This window comes from Pseudomonas fluorescens group sp. PF-1 (genome assembly GCF_054481335.1).
This window is the reverse complement of the sequence record NZ_JBTMNG010000001.1, coordinates 1,130,096-1,148,726: the sequence shown is the minus strand read 5'-3', so window position 1 is coordinate 1,148,726 and position 18,631 is coordinate 1,130,096. Positions and strand designations below refer to the sequence as shown.

The following is an 18,631-nucleotide window of genomic DNA, read 5'->3' as shown; positions in this document are numbered from 1 at the left end:
CATCGCCCTCATGCAATGACCACCCCTCGCCGATGTGGATTGAATGCGCTGAATGGATTTGGCGAATCGAGTCGGCCCGGACTCATTGCCAACACCTCACCCATTCGCGAGTTCGCCCTATGTTCGACTCACTGTCCATCCGCCTGAAAATTGTCCTGCTCTCTGGTCTATGCCTGCTTGGCGTGGTCGCGCTGATCGAGGGCATGAACGTCTACCAGACCAATCAGAACAATGCGCTGGTCAGCTCCTCCAGCAGCCAGATGCTCACCACCAGCGTGCAGGATTTGCTGCAGGCCAAGGCTGCCGAGCAAGCGGTGCGGGTGCAGAAGACGTTCGGCGAAACCCAGACGGTAGTGACCGCCCTGGCCGATCAGATCAAGGACATGCGCAACCTGGCCGCCAAACGCTCCCTGGAGCCCGGTGCCCTGCGCGAAGAACTGAACCAGAGCCTGAAAACCGCGTTCGAGCGCAACAGCAAAGTGCTGGGGATCTGGCTGGCGTTCGAACCCAACGGCCTGGATGGCAAGGACAGCGAGTTCGCCAATGACGCCGCTCGCCAGTCCAACGAAGCCGGACGTTTTGCCACCTACTGGAGCCGTGCCGGGGGAGAAGCGCTCAACACGATCATGGTCGAAGAGGACATGACCAAGACCACCCTGAACCTGAGTGGCACCCCGTACAACGTCTGGTACACCTGCCCTCGGGACAGCAAACGTACCTGCCTGCTCGACCCGTACGCCGATACCGTCGGTGGCAAGGAAGTGTTGATGACCACCATTTCCACGCCGCTGCTGGTGGATGGCAAGTCCATCGGCGTGGTGGGTGTGGACATCGCCCTCAACGCCTTGCAAGCAGCGGCTGTCGACTCCCAGCGTGACCTGTTCAATAGCGCCGGTCACATGCTGATCGTTTCCGGTACTGGCGTGATGGCTGCCTACAGCACCGATGCCGCCAAAGTCGGCAAAAGCATCGACGACACCCTGGGCGCCGACGGCAAGGACATTCTGCAATTGCTCAGCGGTGGCGCTCCGAAAATTCTCCAGCAAGGCGACCTGATCCGTGCGGTTTACCCGGTCAGCCCGATCCCTGACGCCAAGGCCTGGGGCGTGGTGATCGATTTGCCCAAACAAGTGTTGCTGGCCGACTCGGTGAAGCTGCAAGCGGTGCTCGATGACGCCCAGCAAAGCGGCACGATCAAAGCCGTTGGCGTGGCGATCATTGCCGGCCTGATCGGCTTGCTGTTGATCTGGCTGACGGCTTCGGGTGTCACCCGGCCGATCAATAGCGTGGCCCAGATGCTCAAGGCGATTGCCAGCGGCGACGGCGACCTGACCCAACGCCTGCACTACAGCAAGAAGGATGAACTGGGCGAACTGGTCAGCTGGTTCAACCGCTTCCTCGACAAGCTGCAACCGACCATCGCGCAGATCAAGCAGAGCATTACCGATGCTCGCGGCACTGCAGACCAGTCTGCGGAAATCGCCCGCCAGACCAGTGAAGGCATGCTGGTACAGTTCCGCGAAGTCGATCAGGTCGCCACTGCCTCCAACGAAATGAGCGCCACGGCCCACGACGTTGCCAACAGCGCATCGAACGCGGCGAATGCGGCCAAGGGCGCCGACCAATCGGCCCGCGAAGGCATGCAGATCATCGAACGCAGCACCCGCGACATCAATCAACTGGCCGACGAAGTCAGCAAGGCCGTGACTGAAGTGGAAGCCCTGGCGGTGAACAGCGACCAAATCGGATCGGTGCTGGAAGTGATCCGCAGCATCGCCGAACAAACCAACCTGCTGGCGCTCAACGCCGCGATTGAAGCCGCCCGGGCCGGCGAAAGCGGTCGCGGTTTTGCCGTGGTCGCCGACGAAGTGCGCAACCTGGCCAAACGCACCCAGGACTCGGTGGAGGAAATTCGCCTGGTGATCGAGCGTATCCAGAGCGGCACCCGCGGTGTGGTCGCCACCATGCATTCGAGCCAGACCCAGGCCCACAGCAATGCCGGGCAGATCCAGCAAGCCGTGCAGGCCCTGAGCAAGATCAGCGACGCGGTCACCGTGATCAGCGACATGAACCTGCAGATCGCCAGCGCTGCCGAACAGCAAAGCGCCGTGGCAGAAGAGGTCAATCGCAACGTTTCGGCGATCCGTACCGTCACCGAAACCTTGACCGGGCAGGCCAATGAATCGGCGCAGATCAGCAGCCAGCTGAACAACCTGACCACCCACCAGATGAAACTGATGGATCAGTTCCGCGTATAGAGCCCCCCTGTGGGAGCGATCTTGCTCGCTCCCACAGGATTTCATCCGGCCTGCCCCCTGTTTGTTCTATGCTCGGGCTCTCGCTCCGGAGGGCCTTCGATGACTGATCTACTCACGTCCATTCAAGCCGCACTCGGCTTGCCCCGCACCCAGGTCTCATTCACCGCCAGTGGCGCCCTGCCCTCGGCCTTTGCCGTCACGGACCTGGCGTGCGCCAGCATCGCCGCCGCCGGCCAGGCCATCAGTGAGCTGCTGCATCAACAAACCGGCCGCTTGCCCGAAGTTGAAGTCGATCGCCGACTAGCCTCGTTCTGGTTCTCCTCCTCGATCCGCCCGGTGGGCTGGAGTGTGCCGCCGTTGTGGGACCCCATCGCTGGTGACTATGCCACCCGGGACGGCTGGATTCGCCTGCACACCAATGCGCCCCATCACCGCGCCGCCGCCGAAACCGTGCTTGGCGCCTGTACCGATCGCTCCGCGATGGCGAGCAAAGTGGCGCAATGGGCCAAGGGCGACCTGGAGCAAGCGGTGGTCGATGCCGGAGGTTGCGCCGCTGAAATGCGTACGTGGGCGCAGTGGCAGTCTCACCCGCAAGGCATGGCAGTCAATGCAGAACCGCTCATCCAGTTCGACCGTCACGGCAACCACGAGGGCAAACCGTGGCAAGGTTCAGTGGCACAGCCCTTGGCCGGGATCAAAGTGCTGGACTTGACCCGTGTGCTCGCCGGCCCTGTTGCCAGCCGTTTTCTGGCCGGCCTCGGCGCCGACGTCTTGCGTATCGATCCGCCGACCTGGAACGAACCCGGCGTGGTGCCGGAAATGACCTTGGGCAAACGTTGCGCGCGCCTCGATCTGCACGACAGGGCTGATCGCAGCGTGTTCGAAAACCTGCTCAAGAATGCCGATATCCTGCTCCACGGCTATCGCGCCGATGCGCTCGAAGGGTTGGGATACGGCATCGCCGAACGGCAAAAACTCGCCCCGGGCCTGATCGATGTCTGCCTGAATGCCTATGGTTGGAGCGGTCCGTGGCAAAACCGTCGAGGCTTCGACAGCCTGGTGCAAATGAGCAGCGGCATTGCCGAGGCCGGCATGCGCTGGCAGTGCGCGGACAAGCCGACACCTTTACCGCTGCAAGCGCTGGATCACGCCACCGGCTACCTGATGGCGGCCGGTGTGATCAAGCTGTTGGCTGAACGCTTGAGCAATGGCCATGGTGGAACGGCGCGGTTGTCGCTGGCGCGCACGGCGAAGTTGCTGATCGACAATGGACCCGGGACCGACGCGTTATTGCGCGCAGAGGATGAAGGCGATCAGGGGCTTGTGCTCGAGCAGACCACCTGGGGCCTGGCGCATCGGCTGCAGGTTCCTTTGAAGATCACCGGTACCCCCCTGCAGTGGACGATCGCGGCCTCTGAATTGGGTTCCCACCGCGCGCAGTGGTGGTGACGGTCAGATAGCCTTCAGGAGCAGGCTCGCACCCGGTTTGTCATTACCCATAAATTGTGCGCGGGATTTCACCATTGGCCCGCGCCAAGGCATACTTGCCCCCCCTCGCCGTCCAGAATTCATTAGCGTCCCATGCGTATCCACGTCAGCTTCATCGACCGCGTCGGTATCACCCAGGAAGTCCTGGCCTTGCTCGGTGGGCGCAATCTCAATCTGGATGCGGTGGAAATGGTGCCGCCCAACGTTTATATCGACGCCCCGACCCTGAGCGCGCAAGTCCTCGAAGAGCTGCGTGATGCGCTGTTCAGCGTGCGTGGGGTGCAAGCGGTGACGGTGGTCGACATCCTGCCCGGCCAGCGTCGGCACTTGCAGCTCGACGCACTGCTGGCGGCCATGACCGATCCGGTGCTGGCGCTGGACAGTGCCGGCAAGGTGTTGCTGGCCAACCCGGCCCTGATTGCCCTGTACGGTCGTGAACCGGCCGGTGAAAGCGTCGCCGACCTGTTTGGCGACCCGGCCCTGCTCGATACATTGCTCGAATACGGTTTCCGGTTGCCACTGCGGGAAATTACCGTCAACGGGCAGACATTACTGCTGGACGCCACGCCCATCACTGACGCTGGCGCGCTGCTGACCCTGTATCAACCGAACCGCATCGGCGAACGCCTGTCGGCACTGCATCACGATCATGCCGAGGGCTTCGATGCGCTGCTGGGCGAATCGCCGGCGATTCGTACGCTCAAGGTTCGCGCACAACGGGTGGCGGTCCTCGATGCGCCTCTGCTGATCCAGGGCGAAACCGGCACCGGCAAGGAATTGGTGGCCCGGGCTTGCCACGCCATCAGTGCGCGACACAACGCTCCGTTTCTGGCATTGAACTGTGCTGCATTGCCGGAGAACCTCGCCGAAAGCGAACTGTTCGGCTATGCCCCCGGCGCGTTTACCGGTGCGCAACGGGGCGGCAAACCGGGTCTGATGGAGCTGGCGAACCAGGGCACGGTGTTTCTTGACGAAATCGGTGAGATGTCGCCGTACCTGCAAGCCAAGTTGCTGCGCTTCCTCAACGATGGCAGCTTCCGGCGGGTCGGCGGTGATCGGGAGGTGAAGGTCAACGTGCGGATCCTCAGCGCGACCCACCGCGACCTGGAAAAAATGGTCAGCGAAGGCCTGTTCCGTGAAGACCTGTTCTATCGACTCAATGTGCTCAATGTCGAAGTCCCGCCCCTGCGCGAGCGCGGTCAGGACATTCTGCTGCTGGCCCGCTATTTCATGCAGCAGGCATGCGCACAGATCCAGCGCCCGGTCTGTCGCCTGGCACCGGGCACTTACCCGGCACTGCTGGGTAATCGCTGGCCTGGCAACGTCAGGCAACTGCAAAACGTGATCTTCCGCGCCGCCGCCATATGCGAAAGCAGTCTGGTGGACATCGGCGACCTCGACATCGCCGGCACGTCGGTGGCGCGCCAAAGCGACCATGAAGTCGACAGCCTGGAACAGGCGATGGAGGCGTTCGAAAAAGACCTGCTGGAAAAACTCTACGTCAGTTACCCCTCGACCCGGCAATTGGCCAGTCGCCTGCAAACCTCCCACACCGCGATCGCCCACCGTTTGCGCAAGTACGGCATTCCCAACAAGCCCTGACGCCGCCAACGCCTGAATCACCGCAGATCCCTGTTGGAGCGGAGTTGCTCCCACGGGTTTCGTGTCCAGCAAGAAATCACTCTAAAAGCGACCTTCATCTGTACTGAAAGCGCTACAGCGTAACGATATCGCTACACTCGTCCCCAGCCAGCGCCCTGCAAGGCTTTGATCCCCTTAGGCTTTTTTCTTTGTGCCCCGCCGTAGCGATTTCGCTACAGACCACATTGCCCGCGCCTCTCGAAATACCCATAAACAATTGATTAATAACAAGAAATTAACATTGGCCGCGTTTTTGCTTAGTAACCCTTCATAAACCAGGGCATTGCCCAAGCATTCAATAGCGTCCACCAGACGAGTCTGGCCCCCTTAGGAGTTTCCATGAGCGAGTTGCGTTTTACTGAAGATCACGAATGGCTGCGCACCGAAGCTGACGGCACGGTTACTGTCGGCATCACCGTTTTCGCGCAGGACGCATTGGGCGACGTGGTTTTCGTACAACTACCTGAGCTGCAGTCCTACGACAAAGGCGCTGAAGCCGCCACCGTGGAGTCGGTCAAAGCCGCCAGCGGCGTGTACATGCCACTGGACGGTGAAGTACTGGAAGTGAACCCTGCGCTCGACAGCAGCCCTGAGCTGGTCAACGAAGATCCGCTGGGCGAAGGCTGGTTCTTCCGCTTCAAGCCAAATGACGCCTCGGCTGTTGCCCAACTGCTGGATCAGGACGCCTATGACCGTCTGATCAAAGCCAACGCCTAAGCCTGAGGAGCGCTGACATGACTCAAGTAAGCCTGACAACCGCCAACGAATTCATCGCCCGCCACATCGGCCCGCGCGCCGGCGACGAGCAAGCGATGCTCAACAGCCTCGGCTTCGATTCCCTCGAAGCCCTGAGCGCCAGCGTGATTCCCGACAGCATCAAGGGCACCAGCGTGCTCGGCCTGGAAGACGGCCTGAGCGAAGCCGACGCCCTGGCGATGATCAAATCCATCGCGGCCAAGAACCAGTTGTTCAAGACCTACATCGGCCAGGGTTACTACGGCACGCACACGCCGTCGCCGATCCTGCGCAACCTGCTGGAGAACCCAGCCTGGTACACCGCCTACACCCCGTACCAGCCGGAAATTTCCCAGGGTCGTCTCGAAGCGCTGCTGAACTTCCAGACCCTGATCAGCGACCTCACCGGCCTGCCGATCGCCAACGCCTCGCTGCTCGACGAAGCCACCGCCGCCGCCGAAGCCATGACTTTCTGCAAGCGCCTGAGCAAGAACAAGGGCAGCCACCAGTTCTTCGCCTCCGTGCATTGCCACCCGCAGACCCTCGACGTGCTGCGCACCCGTGCCGAACCGCTGGGCATCGAGGTGGTGGTCGGCGACGAGCGCGAACTGAGCGACGTGACGCCGTTCTTCGGCGCCCTGCTGCAATACCCGGCGAGCAACGGTGATGTGTTCGACTACCGCGCATTGACCGAGCGTTTCCACGCCGCCAACGCCCTGGTGGCCGTGGCCGCCGACCTGCTGGCCCTGACCCTGCTGGCCCCGCCGGGCGAATTCGGCGCCGACGTGGCCATCGGCAGCGCCCAACGTTTCGGCGTGCCGCTGGGCTTCGGTGGCCCGCACGCGGCGTACTTCTCCACCAAGGATGCGTTCAAGCGCGACATGCCGGGCCGTCTGGTCGGCGTCTCGGTGGACCGTTTCGGCAAGCCGGCCCTGCGCCTGGCGATGCAGACCCGCGAGCAGCACATCCGTCGCGAGAAGGCCACGTCCAACATCTGCACCGCGCAGGTGCTGCTGGCCAACATCGCCAGCATGTACGCCGTCTATCACGGCCCGAAAGGCCTGACGCAGATCGCCAACCGTGTGCATCAGCTGACCGCGATTCTGGCCAAGGGCTTGAGCGCTTTGGGCCTGAACGTTGAGCAGGAACACTTCTTCGACACGCTGACCCTGAGCACTGGCGCCAACACCGCCCAACTGCACGAACAGGCGCACGCCCGGCAGATCAACCTGCGCGTGGTCGATGCCGAGCGTCTGGGCCTGTCCCTCGACGAAACCAGCACCCAGGCCGACGTCGAAACCCTGTGGGCCTTGCTGTCCAGTGGCAAAACCCTGCCGGACTTCGCCGCCCTCGCCGCTTCGACTCAAGCGACCCTCCCGGCCGCGCTGGTGCGTCAGTCGCCGATCCTCAGCCATCCGGTATTCAACCGCTATCACTCGGAAACCGAGCTGATGCGTTACCTGCGCAAACTGGCGGACAAGGACCTGGCGCTCGATCGCACCATGATCCCGCTGGGCTCGTGCACCATGAAACTCAACGCCGCCAGCGAAATGATCCCGGTGACCTGGGCCGAGTTCGGTGCCCTGCACCCGTTCGCTCCGGCCGAGCAAAGCGCCGGCTACCAGCAACTGACCGACGAACTGGAAGCGATGCTCTGCGCCGCCACCGGTTACGACGCGATTTCCCTGCAGCCGAACGCCGGTTCCCAGGGTGAGTACGCTGGCCTGCTGGCCATTCGTGCCTACCATCAGAGCCGTGGCGAAGACCGTCGCGACATCTGCCTGATCCCGTCCTCGGCCCACGGCACCAACCCGGCCACCGCCAACATGGCCGGCATGCGCGTGGTCGTGACCGCCTGCGATGCCCGTGGCAACGTCGACATCGAAGACCTGCGCGCCAAGGCCATCGAGCACCGCGAACACCTCGCCGCGCTGATGATCACCTACCCGTCGACCCACGGCGTGTTCGAGGAAGGCATCCGCGAAATCTGCGGCATCATTCATGACAACGGCGGCCAGGTGTACATCGACGGCGCCAACATGAACGCCATGGTCGGCCTCTGCGCACCGGGCAAGTTCGGCGGCGACGTCTCGCACCTGAACCTGCACAAGACCTTCTGCATTCCCCACGGCGGTGGCGGCCCGGGCGTCGGCCCGATCGGTGTGAAGTCGCACCTGGCGCCGTTCCTGCCAGGCCACGCGCAGATGGCGCGCAAGCAAGGCGCGGTGTGCGCCGCGCCGTTCGGCAGCGCGAGCATCCTGCCGATCACCTGGATGTACATCCGCATGATGGGCGGCGCCGGCCTCAAGCGCGCCTCGCAGCTGGCGATCCTCAATGCCAACTACATCTCCCGTCGCCTCGAAGAGCACTACCCGGTGCTCTACACCGGCAGCAACGGCCTGGTGGCCCACGAGTGCATCCTCGACCTGCGTCCACTGAAAGACAGCAGCGGCATCAGCGTCGACGACGTGGCCAAGCGCCTGATCGACTTCGGCTTCCACGCCCCGACCATGTCCTTCCCGGTGGCCGGCACGCTGATGATCGAGCCGACCGAAAGCGAATCCAAGGAAGAACTGGACCGCTTCTGCGACGCCATGATCCGCATCCGCGAAGAAATCCGCGCGGTGGAAAACGGCACCCTGGACAAGGACGACAACCCGCTGAAAAACGCCCCGCACACGGCGGCGGAGTTGGTGGGCGAGTGGTCGCATCCGTATAGCCGGGAGCAGGCGGTTTATCCGGTAGCGTCGCTGATCGAAGGCAAATACTGGCCACCGGTCGGTCGGGTCGACAACGTGTTCGGCGACCGCAACCTGGTTTGCGCCTGCCCGTCGATCGAAAGCTACGCTTAAGAAAAGCAGCCTCTAGCGGCAAGCCTCAAGCTGCAAGAAAGAGCCGATCGGTTTTAACTTGCAGCTTGTTGCTTGCCGCTTAGCGCTCGCGCGCTGGCGCGCGCCTATAACAAGAAACCGGAGAACAACCATGTCGTTAAGCGTGTTCGACCTGTTCAAGATTGGCATCGGCCCTTCCAGCTCCCATACCGTTGGCCCGATGCGTGCCGCCGCGCGTTTCGCCGAAGGCTTGCGCCGTGATGGACTGCTGACAACAACGACCTGTGTCAAGGTCGAGCTCTACGGTTCGCTGGGTGCCACCGGCAAGGGCCACGGCAGTGACAAGGCTGTGTTGCTCGGCCTGGAGGGCGAACACCCGGACACCGTAAACACCGAAACCGTCACCGCCCGCCTGCAAGAGATTCGCGGCAACGGACGCTTGAACCTGCTCGGCGAACACAGCATTGCGTTCAACGAGAAAGAACACCTGGCCATGATTCGCAAGCCGTTGGCCTATCACCCTAACGGCATGATCTTCCGCGCGTTCGATGCGGCAGGCCTGCAAATTCGCAGCCGCGAGTACTACTCGGTTGGAGGCGGGTTTGTCGTCGATGAAGACGCTGCAGGCGCCGACCGCATCGTTGAAGATGCCACGCCCCTGACCTTTCCCTTCAAAAGTGCCAAGGACCTGCTCAGTCACTGCACCACCTATGGCTTGTCGATCAGCGAGGTGATGCTGACCAACGAAAGCGCCTGGCGTCCGGAAGCGGAAACCCGCGCCGGTCTGCTGAAAATCTGGCAAGTGATGCAGGACTGTGTCGCCGCCGGTTGCCGCAACGAAGGCATCCTGCCTGGCGGCTTGAAGGTCAAACGTCGTGCGGCAGCGCTGCATCGGCAATTGTGCAGCAACCCCGAGTCCGCCTTGCGCGATCCACTCTCCGTGCTGGACTGGGTCAACCTCTACGCCCTGGCCGTCAACGAAGAAAACGCTAACGGCGGACGCGTGGTCACGGCCCCCACCAACGGTGCGGCCGGGATCATTCCGGCCGTGCTGCATTACTACATGCGCTTTATTCCCGGTGCGAACAATGACGGGGTCGTGCGTTTCCTGCTGACCGCCGCGGCCATCGGCATCCTGTACAAGGAAAACGCCTCGATCTCGGGCGCCGAAGTCGGTTGCCAGGGTGAAGTGGGCGTGGCGTGCTCCATGGCGGCCGGCGCGCTTTGCGAAGTCCTCGGCGGCAGCGTTCAGCAAGTGGAAAACGCCGCGGAAATCGGCATGGAACACAACCTCGGCTTGACTTGCGACCCGATTGGCGGACTGGTGCAGGTGCCTTGCATCGAGCGCAATGCCATGGGTTCGGTCAAGGCCATCAATGCCGTGCGCATGGCCATGCGTGGTGACGGCCAACATTTCGTCTCCCTCGACAAGGTCATTCGCACCATGCGCCAGACCGGCGCCGACATGAAAAGCAAATACAAGGAGACCGCCCGTGGCGGTCTAGCGGTCAACATTATCGAGTGCTGATGTGCGCTCACCTGCACACTTCTTCAGGAGCTGAATATGTCCACCGAACAACTGTTGAAAACCCCGTTGCACGCCCTGCACATCGAGCTCGGCGCACGCATGGTTCCGTTCGCGGGCTATGACATGCCTGTGCAATACCCGCTGGGCGTGATGAAAGAACACCAGCACACCCGCGACCAGGCCGGCCTGTTTGATGTGTCGCACATGGGCCAGATCCGCCTGACCGGCGCCAATGCCGCCAAGGCTCTGGAAACCCTCGTGCCTGTGGACATCATCGACCTGCCAGTGGGCATGCAGCGCTACGCGATGTTCACCAATGAGAGCGGTGGCATCCTCGACGACCTGATGGTCGCCAACCTGGGTGACGACGAGTTGTTCCTGGTGGTCAACGCCGCCTGTAAAGATCAGGACCTGGCGCACCTGCGCAAGCACATCGGCGATCAGTGCACCATCGAGCCACTGTTCGAAGAACGCGCGCTGCTCGCACTGCAAGGCCCGGCGGCCGTCACTGTCCTGGCACGCCTGGCGCCGGAAGTGGCGAAGATGACATTCATGCAGTTCACTCGAGTGAAGCTTTTGGGCGTGGAGTGTTTTGTCAGCCGCTCGGGCTACACCGGTGAAGACGGCTTCGAAATCTCCGTGCCGGCACAACACGCCGAAGCCCTGGCCCGCGCCCTGCTGGCCGAACTTGAAGTCGAAGCCATCGGCCTTGGCGCGCGCGACTCGCTGCGCCTGGAAGCCGGTCTGTGCCTGTATGGCCACGACATGAACACCGACACCACTCCGATCGAAGCCAGCCTGTTGTGGGCCATCTCCAAGCCACGCCGTGCCGATGGCGCACGGGCCGGTGGCTTCCCCGGCGCCGAGACGGTATTCGCCCAACAACAGACCGGTGTCGGCCGCAAACGTGTCGGCCTGCTGCCACAGGAACGCACCCCGGTGCGCGAAGGCGCAGAGATCGTCAACGAAGCCGGCGAGATCATCGGCAGCGTCTGCAGCGGCGGTTTCGGGCCGACCCTCGGCGGTCCTTTGGCGATGGGTTACCTCGACAGCGCTTATATCGCACTCGATACGCCGGTCTGGGCGATTGTTCGTGGGAAAAAGGTTCCTTTGCTTGTAAGCAAAATGCCATTTGTTCCACAACGCTACTATCGCGGCTGATTGACTGTTCCTATAAGTAACGCGGTTGCGTTAACAGTGCACTAATGTGTAACGCAACCGCCATAAAATAGTGCACTGTTTGAATCTAAGCTTCGATTATGAACTTTGCTTATAACGATCGAAAACAATTGAACAAGCATAACGAATAACGCAGCCACTAACGGCCCGGAAAATTGCTCAAACTGAGCAAAACCGGGGGCTTTGCGGGGGCTTGTTTTTTCTCCCGTAGTTGGCGTAGAGTTTGTTCACTGTGTTTGCATGGGTCGCTTGGAATCGTGACCTGGGCAGTAGCCTACAAGTTAGCTACATCCCGTTCGACGTCTTCTTACTCTCCTGCAACCAGCCCCAGTACTCTTTCATGAGAAGGAGGCTGTCATCAATTTTAGCGTCAAAGGAAATAAGAAATGTCCCAACGTCAGAGCGGTACCGTCAAGTGGTTTAACGACGAGAAAGGTTTTGGTTTTATCACTCCAGAGAGCGGTCCGGATCTGTTCGTACATTTCCGCGCCATTCAGGGCAACGGCTTCAAGAGCCTGAAAGAAGGCCAAAAAGTCACTTTCATCGCCGTGCAAGGCCAGAAAGGCATGCAGGCTGACGAAGTCATCGCAGAAGCCTAATTTTCTGTAACGAAAAAGCCCCTGATGCTGACATCAGGGGCTTTTTTGTGCGCGCAAATCCGTAAAATGGCTTCTTTTTTCGCCGAGAGCCTGCCATGTCGAAACACCTGCTTACTCCTCAGGGCGATTTTCCTGTCGCTGGTCTGGGTCGTCGCCTGGCCGCGATGTTCTACGACTTCCTGCTGTGTACCGCGCTGCTGATCGTCACCAGCGGCATCTACAAGATGATTCAAATGGCGATCATCGGCGAAGACAAAATGCGCGCCCTCACCGAATCCGGCGCACTGGATGGCGATCCATTGCTGTCGACAGTGCTCCTGTTCGTACTGTTCGGCTTTTTCGCCAAGTTCTGGACCTGGTCTGGGCAGACGCTGGGAATGCAGGTCTGGTGCATCCGCGTGCAGAATGCCGATGGCTCAGCCATCAGCCTGTGGCAGGCTTTGCTGCGCTTCGTGGTGGCCATCGCATCACTGCTATGTGTCGGCCTGGGTTTTTTCTGGTCGCTGTTCGACAAGCAGAAACGCAGTTGGCATGACATGTATTCCAATACCCGGCTGGTGCGGATTCCAAAGAAGTCCAAATAAATTCGCACCGCACAAATCATTGTGGGAGCGAGCCTGCTCGCGATGGCGTATCAGTCAACATGCATGTGACTGACAGTCCGCCATCGCGAGCAGGCTCGCTCCCACAGTTTTTCTACTCGCTGATTGAACTCAGGCGTTACCCGCCAGTTTCATCCGCGCCGCATGGGTGAAATCGAGCATGCGCTTCAGCGGTCGGATCGCCTGTGGAATCAGCGCAGGATCAACAAAGATCTCATTCGCCCCCTCCTTCAAGCTCTTGAGCGTGCGCTCAAGGGTATTCATCGCCATCCACGGGCAATGCGCACAACTGCGGCATGCCGCGCCGTTACCGGCCGTTGGCGCCTCGATAAAGACCTTGTCCGGACACAGCTGCTGCATCTTGTAGAAGATGCCACGGTCAGTGGCGACAATCAGAGTCTTGTTCGGCAGGCTCTGCGCCGCCGCGATCAGCTGACTGGTGGAGCCAACGGCATCCGCCAGCTCGATCACCGACGTCGGCGATTCCGGGTGCACCAGAATCGCCGCATCGGGATACAGCGCCTTCATGTCTTCGAGCTGCTTGGATTTGAATTCCTCGTGAACGATGCAGGCACCATCCCAAAGCAGCATGTCGGCGCCGGTCTGGCGCTGAATGTAGGTGCCCAGGTGCTTGTCCGGGCCCCAGATGATCGTTTCGCCGTTATCCATGAGGCTCTCGACGATCTCCAGCGCGCAGCTGGACGTCACCACCCAATCCGCCCGGGCTTTGACCGCTGCTGACGTGTTGGCATAAACCACCACCGTACGCTCGGGGTGCTGATCGCAGAACGCGGAAAACTCGTCGACGGGGCAACCCAGGTCCAGCGAACAAGTCGCTTCCAGGGTCGGCATCAGGATGCGCTTTTCCGGGTTGAGGATTTTGGCGGTTTCGCCCATGAACTTCACACCGGCGACCACGACGGTCTTGGCCGGATGGGCATTGCCGAACCGGGCCATCTCCAGCGAATCGGAGACACAGCCCCCGGTTTCTTCAGCCAGGGCCTGAATGATCGGATCACAATAGAAGTGAGCCACCAGCACTGCATCCTGAGCCTTGAGCTCGGCAGCGATAGCGGCACGGTAATAGGCTTCCTCATCGGCGGTCAGCGGCTTGGGCTGCTTGGCGTCGAGGTGGGCTTGAACCAGAAGGCGTTCGGAAATCTGCGTCATGTTCGCAAGACCTGCAGGCGCATTCGCGCGAAAGTCGAGTATACACCCGGCTCCGGACCCTTCAGGGGTACCGCCGGGAAAGTGGGTATTCATCAGGCACGGACAGTGTTGAAGCTGGGCAAGGCTACAGAATATCCCGGGGATGCAAAAGATGATTCTGACCTGCGTCACGCAGTGCAGCCCAAGAACGGGACGGACCTAAATCGCAGGCAAAAAAAAATCCGGAAATCCTCACTTTCGTGGGCCTTCCAGACTTTTAAAACAGCTTGAAAATGGTGGGTCGTGTGGGATTCGAACCTACGACCAATTGGTTAAAAGCCAACTGCTCTACCAACTGAGCTAACGACCCGCTGTGTGGTGGCGCGTATAATACTGATTTTTAAGGACTATTCAACACCTTTTTTAAAATAATTTAAAAATAAGGTGTCGGGTCGCTGATTCCGGCCGCCGCAAAGCCTTCCGCACGCAGCCGGCAGCTGTCGCACTTACCGCAGGCACGACCATTATCGTCGGCCTGATAACAGGAAACGGTCAGGCTGTAGTCCACACCGAGCTTCACGCCTGCCTGGACGATCTGCGCCTTGCTCAGGTTTTGCAATGGCGCCTGGATGCGGAAGCCCTGCCCTTCTACGCCGGCCTTGGTAGCCAGATTGGCCATGCGCTCGAACGCTTCGACGAACTCGGGACGGCAATCAGGGTAACCGGAGTAGTCGACTGCGTTCACGCCGATAAAGATGTCACGCGCGCCCAGCACTTCCGCCCAACCCAGCGCCAGCGAGAGAAACACCGTGTTGCGTGCCGGGACGTAAGTCACCGGAATGCCTTCGCTCGGCGCTTCCGGCACGTCGATGCTGCTGTCGGTCAGCGCCGACCCGCCAATGCCATTCAGGTTCAGTCCGATCACCTTGTGCTCGACCACACCCAAATCACGAGCAACACGTTCGGCAGCGTGCAATTCGGCACGGTGCCGCTGACCATAGTCGAAGCTCATGGTGTAGCAGCTGTAGCCATCGGCGCGGGCCATGGCCACGACAGTCGCCGAGTCCAAACCTCCGGAAAGCAGGATGACTGCACGTTTTTCAGCAGTGTTCAGTTGTTCTGTCATATCAGCGCCCCGGTTCGTCGTTCCAAAGATATTTATGCAGCTGCAATTGCAGACGCACTGGCAGGTTGTCCGCCACTACCCAGTCAGCCAGGTCCCGAGCATTAAGGTCATGGTGACTAGGCGAGAACAGGACTTCGCCGGCGCGCCGATCAAGACCGTACTGGATCAATTTGGACACGGACCAGTCATAGTCTTCCCGCGAGCAGATGACGAACTTCACCTGATCGTTGGGCGTGAGCAGCTCAATGTTCTCGTAACGGTTGCGATGCGCCTCGTTCGAACCTGGCGTTTTCAGGTCGACGACGCGACTGACGCGGGAATCTACCGCCGATATATCGAGAGAACCACTGGTTTCCAGTGACACTTCGTAACCGGCATCGCACAACCGCTTGAGCAATGGAATGGCGTTGGGTTGTGCCAGAGGCTCGCCGCCAGTGACACAAACATAACGCGGACGGAAACCAGCCACTTGCTCAAGAATATCGTCGAGCGTGCGGATGGTTCCGCCGGTGAAGGCGTAGGCACTGTCACAGTATTGGCAACGCAACGGGCAACCGGTCAGACGCACAAAAACAGTGGGCAGGCCGGCGGTCCGAGTTTCACCCTGCAACGAGTAGAAAACTTCGGTAATTCTCAATGTGTCTTGCATAGTCGCCACGGGCGTAACAGCTAAACAGGCTGTCCGCCTCCGTCAGGCACTTCAAGGAACCCCGGCAATGCGCAGATCCCAAAAAGCGTGTTTCAGAAAAAGGGGGTGAATTCTAACGAAAAAACCCGCGACAAGCGCGGGTTTCTTCGAAACGGGTCAAGCAGGCTTACATGCGCTGCAGATCGCGTTGAGCCAGCTGAGCGGCGGAAGTGCCCGGATACTGGGAAACCACCTGCTGCAGAATGCCTTTGACGCGGTCGGTGTGACCGAGACGGCGCTCTACGTCAGCGAGCTTGTACAGCGAATCAGGCACCTTGGCGTGCTTCGGGTACAGCTGCGAAACCTTGGCAAACGCCTGACCTGCGCCTTGCAGATCACCTTTGGCCAGGTTGACTTCGCCCAACCAGTACTGGGCATTACCCGCGTATTGGCTGTTCGGGTATTTGCGCAAGAACGCGGCGAAAGCCTGACTGGCCTTGTCGAAATCCTTGGCCTTGATCAGGTCGAAGGCTGCGTCGTAATAGAGCTTTTCCTTCGCCGGGTCCGCCGGTTCGCTACCCGCGGCGGGTGCTTGAGCGGCAGCCGCTCCCGCACCTGCGCCAGCTGCTGCAACGGGGGCGTTCAAATTGCCACCGGTAGAAGAATTCTCAGGAGTCGCGGCCGGTGCAGCGCCGGTTCCTATGCGCCGATCCAGGTCCTGGTATCGCTCCAGGTTTTCCTGCTTCATGCGCGCTACATCATTCTGCAGAACCTCGATCGCGCCTTGCTGACGCTCGATTTGTTGCTGCATCGATTGCAGTTGGTTGAACAGCTCGCCCTGTGCCGAGACAGGGGCCGAAACCCCTCCCCCGGCATAGGCGCCGTTCGTACCGTAACCTGCAGGCGGATAACTGCTCCCGCTATTGTTATAACCGGAGTTGTTATCGACCACAGGAACCGCAGCCCACACCGAAAGCGGTGCGAGACTGAGAGCCAGGACAGTTACAGCACGACGGCACGTTCGCATGACGAATTACTTACGCAGTTCGACGCGACGGTTTTGAGCCCAGGACTGCTCGTCGTTGCCGGTAGCAACTGGACGCTCTTCGCCGTAGGAAACCAGTTCCAGCTGAGCTGGGGAAACACCTTGCAGTACCAGGTAGCGCTGAACGGCTTTCGCACGACGCTCGCCCAGTGCCATGTTGTACTCACGAGTACCACGTTCGTCGGTGTTGCCTTCCAGAACAACGCGAGCGCCGTTTGCTTTCAGGTCTTTGGCGTGAACGTCCAGAGCGCGCATGGCTTCTGGCTTCAGGTCCGAGCTGTCGTATTCGAAGTAGAAAGTGGTGATTGCGCGCAGAGCAGCTTCTTCGCTCAGGGAGCCGTCAACTGCACCAGTGTTTGCGCCGTAACCAGCGTTTGGATCTACAGCGCCTTCACCGGCATTGTCGCCGCCTTTGGACGAGCAACCTACAGCTACAGCCATGGCCAGAGCCAGCGCAGCAAATTTACCAAACTTCAGCATTTCCATCGTGAAACTCCTAATGAACCCCAGTGTGTTAAGTAAAACGTATAGCGCCGCGTCAGTTCAGGTAAGGGGACCAGGAAGGTTCTCTGACTTCGCCTTGAGCGGTAGGAAGCGGGAGCCTTACGCGTCCATTGATGGACACGAGCATCAAGACTCCCCGGCCCTGCTGGCGGGTGGCGTAGATTACCATGGTGCCGTTGGGCGCGACAGTGGGCGACTCGTCCAGAGTGCTATCAGTGAGGATTTTTACACTACCGCGCTGCAAATCCTGGGCCGCCACCTTGAAATTGGTGAAACCGTCCTGGCGGTGAATCATCACCAGGGTCTTTTCGTCAGCCGACAATTTAGGGTTGGCGTTGTAGTTACCGATGAAGGTCACACGTTCGGCACCACCACCGCCCACGCTGGTTTTGTAGATCTGCGGCTTGCCGCCACGGTCGGAAGTGAAGTAGATGGTCGAACCATCCTTGCCCCAGAACGGTTCGGTGTTGATGCCTGGACCGTTGGTGACACGGGTGATCTGACGCGAACCCAGGTTCATCACGTAGATGTCAGGGTTACCGTCCTTCGACAATACGAATGCCAGGCGATTGCCATCTGGCGACCAGGCTGGCGCACCGTTGAGGCCTTCGAAGTTGGTGATCTGCTCACGGCGACCGGTGTCGATGTTCTGCATGAAGATGCGTGGACGCTTCTGCTCAAACGAAACGTAGGCGATGCGCTTGCCATCCGGTGCGAAACGCGGCGACAGGATCGGTTCACGCGATTGCAGCAGCGTCACGGCGCGAGCACCGTCATAGTCCGAACGCTGCAGCGTGTAGCGAGTGTTCTTCTCGGAGAAACGCTCGGCGGTCACGTACAGCAGACGAGTCGAGAACGCACCTTTGATACCGGTGAGTTTTTCGAACGACTGGTCGGAGATGTAGTGCGCCATGTCGCGCAGTTGATCGACGCCACCCGACACGCTACCGGTCAGCACTTGCTGCTCGGTGGCGACGTTGAACAGTGCGTATTGAACCTGCAGGCGACCGCCGGCAGGAACGATGCTACCGACCATGACGTACTGGGCGCCCAGCGCCTTGAAGTCACGGTAGATGATTTCGCTGGCCTGGCTTGGCTGGCTGATCATGTTCTGCTTGGGAATCGGCGAGTAGTAACCCGAGTTACGCAGGTCGTTACCGATGATTTCGGCCATGTCGTCCGGCAGCACGCTGCCGCCCTGGTTGCCGAACGGGACAACGGCGATCGGAGTAGCCCGATCGCTGCCGCTGGTGACCAGAATGTTTTTCTCATCTGCCATCGCCATCCCTGCCATGCAGCAGATAACGACCAGCATTCC

General features: G+C 60.3%; 15 protein-coding genes, 1 tRNA gene and 1 pseudogene. 10 read left to right on the top strand and 7 right to left on the bottom strand.

Annotated features, from left to right (window positions below):
- Nucleotides 1-32: 32 nt before the first annotated feature.
- The 10 genes and pseudogenes from ACX3YD_RS05490 to ACX3YD_RS05445 form a co-directional block, all read left to right on the top strand.
- Nucleotides 33-1,400, top strand: a pseudogene (locus ACX3YD_RS05490) (methyl-accepting chemotaxis protein); the annotation flags it as partial.
- A 102-nt stretch (nucleotides 1,401-1,502) separates the two neighbouring features.
- Nucleotides 1,503-2,258 carry a methyl-accepting chemotaxis protein gene (locus tag ACX3YD_RS05485; RefSeq protein ID WP_371919943.1) on the top strand — a complete coding sequence of 252 codons (756 nt, stop codon included), beginning with the start codon at nucleotides 1,503-1,505 and terminating at the stop codon, nucleotides 2,256-2,258.
- A 99-nt stretch (nucleotides 2,259-2,357) separates the two neighbouring features.
- On the top strand, nucleotides 2,358-3,707 hold the full coding sequence (locus ACX3YD_RS05480) for a CoA transferase (protein ID WP_458959422.1): 1,350 nt from the start codon (nucleotides 2,358-2,360) through the stop codon (nucleotides 3,705-3,707).
- 132 nt (nucleotides 3,708-3,839) lie between these two features.
- The gene (locus ACX3YD_RS05475; RefSeq protein WP_047532479.1) at nucleotides 3,840-5,348 is read left to right on the top strand and encodes a sigma-54-dependent transcriptional regulator; all 1,509 of its coding nucleotides are present in this window, start codon (nucleotides 3,840-3,842) and stop codon (nucleotides 5,346-5,348) included.
- A gap of 378 nt (nucleotides 5,349-5,726) precedes the next feature.
- Nucleotides 5,727-6,104 (top strand): glycine cleavage system protein GcvH, encoded by a 378-nt coding sequence (gene gcvH, locus ACX3YD_RS05470; RefSeq protein ID WP_103406735.1) that lies wholly within the window; start codon nucleotides 5,727-5,729, stop codon nucleotides 6,102-6,104.
- A 17-nt stretch (nucleotides 6,105-6,121) separates the two neighbouring features.
- Nucleotides 6,122-8,974 (top strand): aminomethyl-transferring glycine dehydrogenase, encoded by a 2,853-nt coding sequence (gcvP, locus tag ACX3YD_RS05465; protein ID WP_458959421.1) that lies wholly within the window; start codon nucleotides 6,122-6,124, stop codon nucleotides 8,972-8,974.
- Nucleotides 8,975-9,104: 130 nt separating this feature from the next.
- Nucleotides 9,105-10,481, top strand: coding sequence for an L-serine ammonia-lyase (locus tag ACX3YD_RS05460; protein WP_458959420.1), 1,377 nt, complete (start codon nucleotides 9,105-9,107; stop codon nucleotides 10,479-10,481).
- 36 nt (nucleotides 10,482-10,517) lie between these two features.
- A complete protein-coding gene (gene gcvT / locus ACX3YD_RS05455) occupies nucleotides 10,518-11,642 on the top strand; it encodes a glycine cleavage system aminomethyltransferase GcvT (protein WP_458959419.1) in 1,125 nt (374 codons plus the stop codon).
- A 404-nt stretch (nucleotides 11,643-12,046) separates the two neighbouring features.
- Nucleotides 12,047-12,259, top strand: a complete 213-nt coding sequence (locus ACX3YD_RS05450; protein ID WP_010220199.1) for a cold-shock protein — start codon at nucleotides 12,047-12,049, stop codon at nucleotides 12,257-12,259.
- Between the two features lie 95 nt (nucleotides 12,260-12,354).
- The gene (locus ACX3YD_RS05445; protein WP_103406785.1) at nucleotides 12,355-12,843 is read left to right on the top strand and encodes an RDD family protein; all 489 of its coding nucleotides are present in this window, start codon (nucleotides 12,355-12,357) and stop codon (nucleotides 12,841-12,843) included.
- Between the two features lie 129 nt (nucleotides 12,844-12,972).
- On the opposite strand, the gene nadA is transcribed toward ACX3YD_RS05445, so the two are convergent.
- The 7 genes from nadA to tolB form a co-directional block, all read right to left on the bottom strand.
- The gene (gene nadA, locus ACX3YD_RS05440) at nucleotides 12,973-14,031 is read right to left on the bottom strand and encodes a quinolinate synthase NadA (RefSeq protein WP_047532491.1); all 1,059 of its coding nucleotides are present in this window, start codon (nucleotides 14,029-14,031) and stop codon (nucleotides 12,973-12,975) included.
- Nucleotides 14,032-14,304: 273 nt separating this feature from the next.
- Nucleotides 14,305-14,380, bottom strand: a tRNA-Lys gene (locus ACX3YD_RS05435).
- A gap of 63 nt (nucleotides 14,381-14,443) precedes the next feature.
- Nucleotides 14,444-15,136: a 7-cyano-7-deazaguanine synthase QueC gene (gene queC, locus ACX3YD_RS05430; RefSeq protein WP_103406786.1), complete on the bottom strand. Its 693-nt coding sequence runs from the start codon at nucleotides 15,134-15,136 to the stop codon at nucleotides 14,444-14,446.
- 1 nt (nucleotide 15,137) lies between these two features.
- The gene (gene queE / locus ACX3YD_RS05425) at nucleotides 15,138-15,785 is read right to left on the bottom strand and encodes a 7-carboxy-7-deazaguanine synthase QueE (protein WP_047532495.1); all 648 of its coding nucleotides are present in this window, start codon (nucleotides 15,783-15,785) and stop codon (nucleotides 15,138-15,140) included.
- Nucleotides 15,786-15,951: 166 nt separating this feature from the next.
- Nucleotides 15,952-16,791 carry a tol-pal system protein YbgF gene (gene ybgF / locus ACX3YD_RS05420; protein ID WP_090464623.1) on the bottom strand — a complete coding sequence of 280 codons (840 nt, stop codon included), beginning with the start codon at nucleotides 16,789-16,791 and terminating at the stop codon, nucleotides 15,952-15,954.
- A gap of 6 nt (nucleotides 16,792-16,797) precedes the next feature.
- The gene (pal, locus tag ACX3YD_RS05415) at nucleotides 16,798-17,295 is read right to left on the bottom strand and encodes a peptidoglycan-associated lipoprotein Pal (RefSeq protein ID WP_003178634.1); all 498 of its coding nucleotides are present in this window, start codon (nucleotides 17,293-17,295) and stop codon (nucleotides 16,798-16,800) included.
- A gap of 52 nt (nucleotides 17,296-17,347) precedes the next feature.
- Nucleotides 17,348-18,628 (bottom strand): Tol-Pal system beta propeller repeat protein TolB, encoded by a 1,281-nt coding sequence (gene tolB / locus ACX3YD_RS05410; RefSeq protein ID WP_162842395.1) that lies wholly within the window; start codon nucleotides 18,626-18,628, stop codon nucleotides 17,348-17,350.
- Between the last annotated feature and the right edge of the window lie 3 nt (nucleotides 18,629-18,631).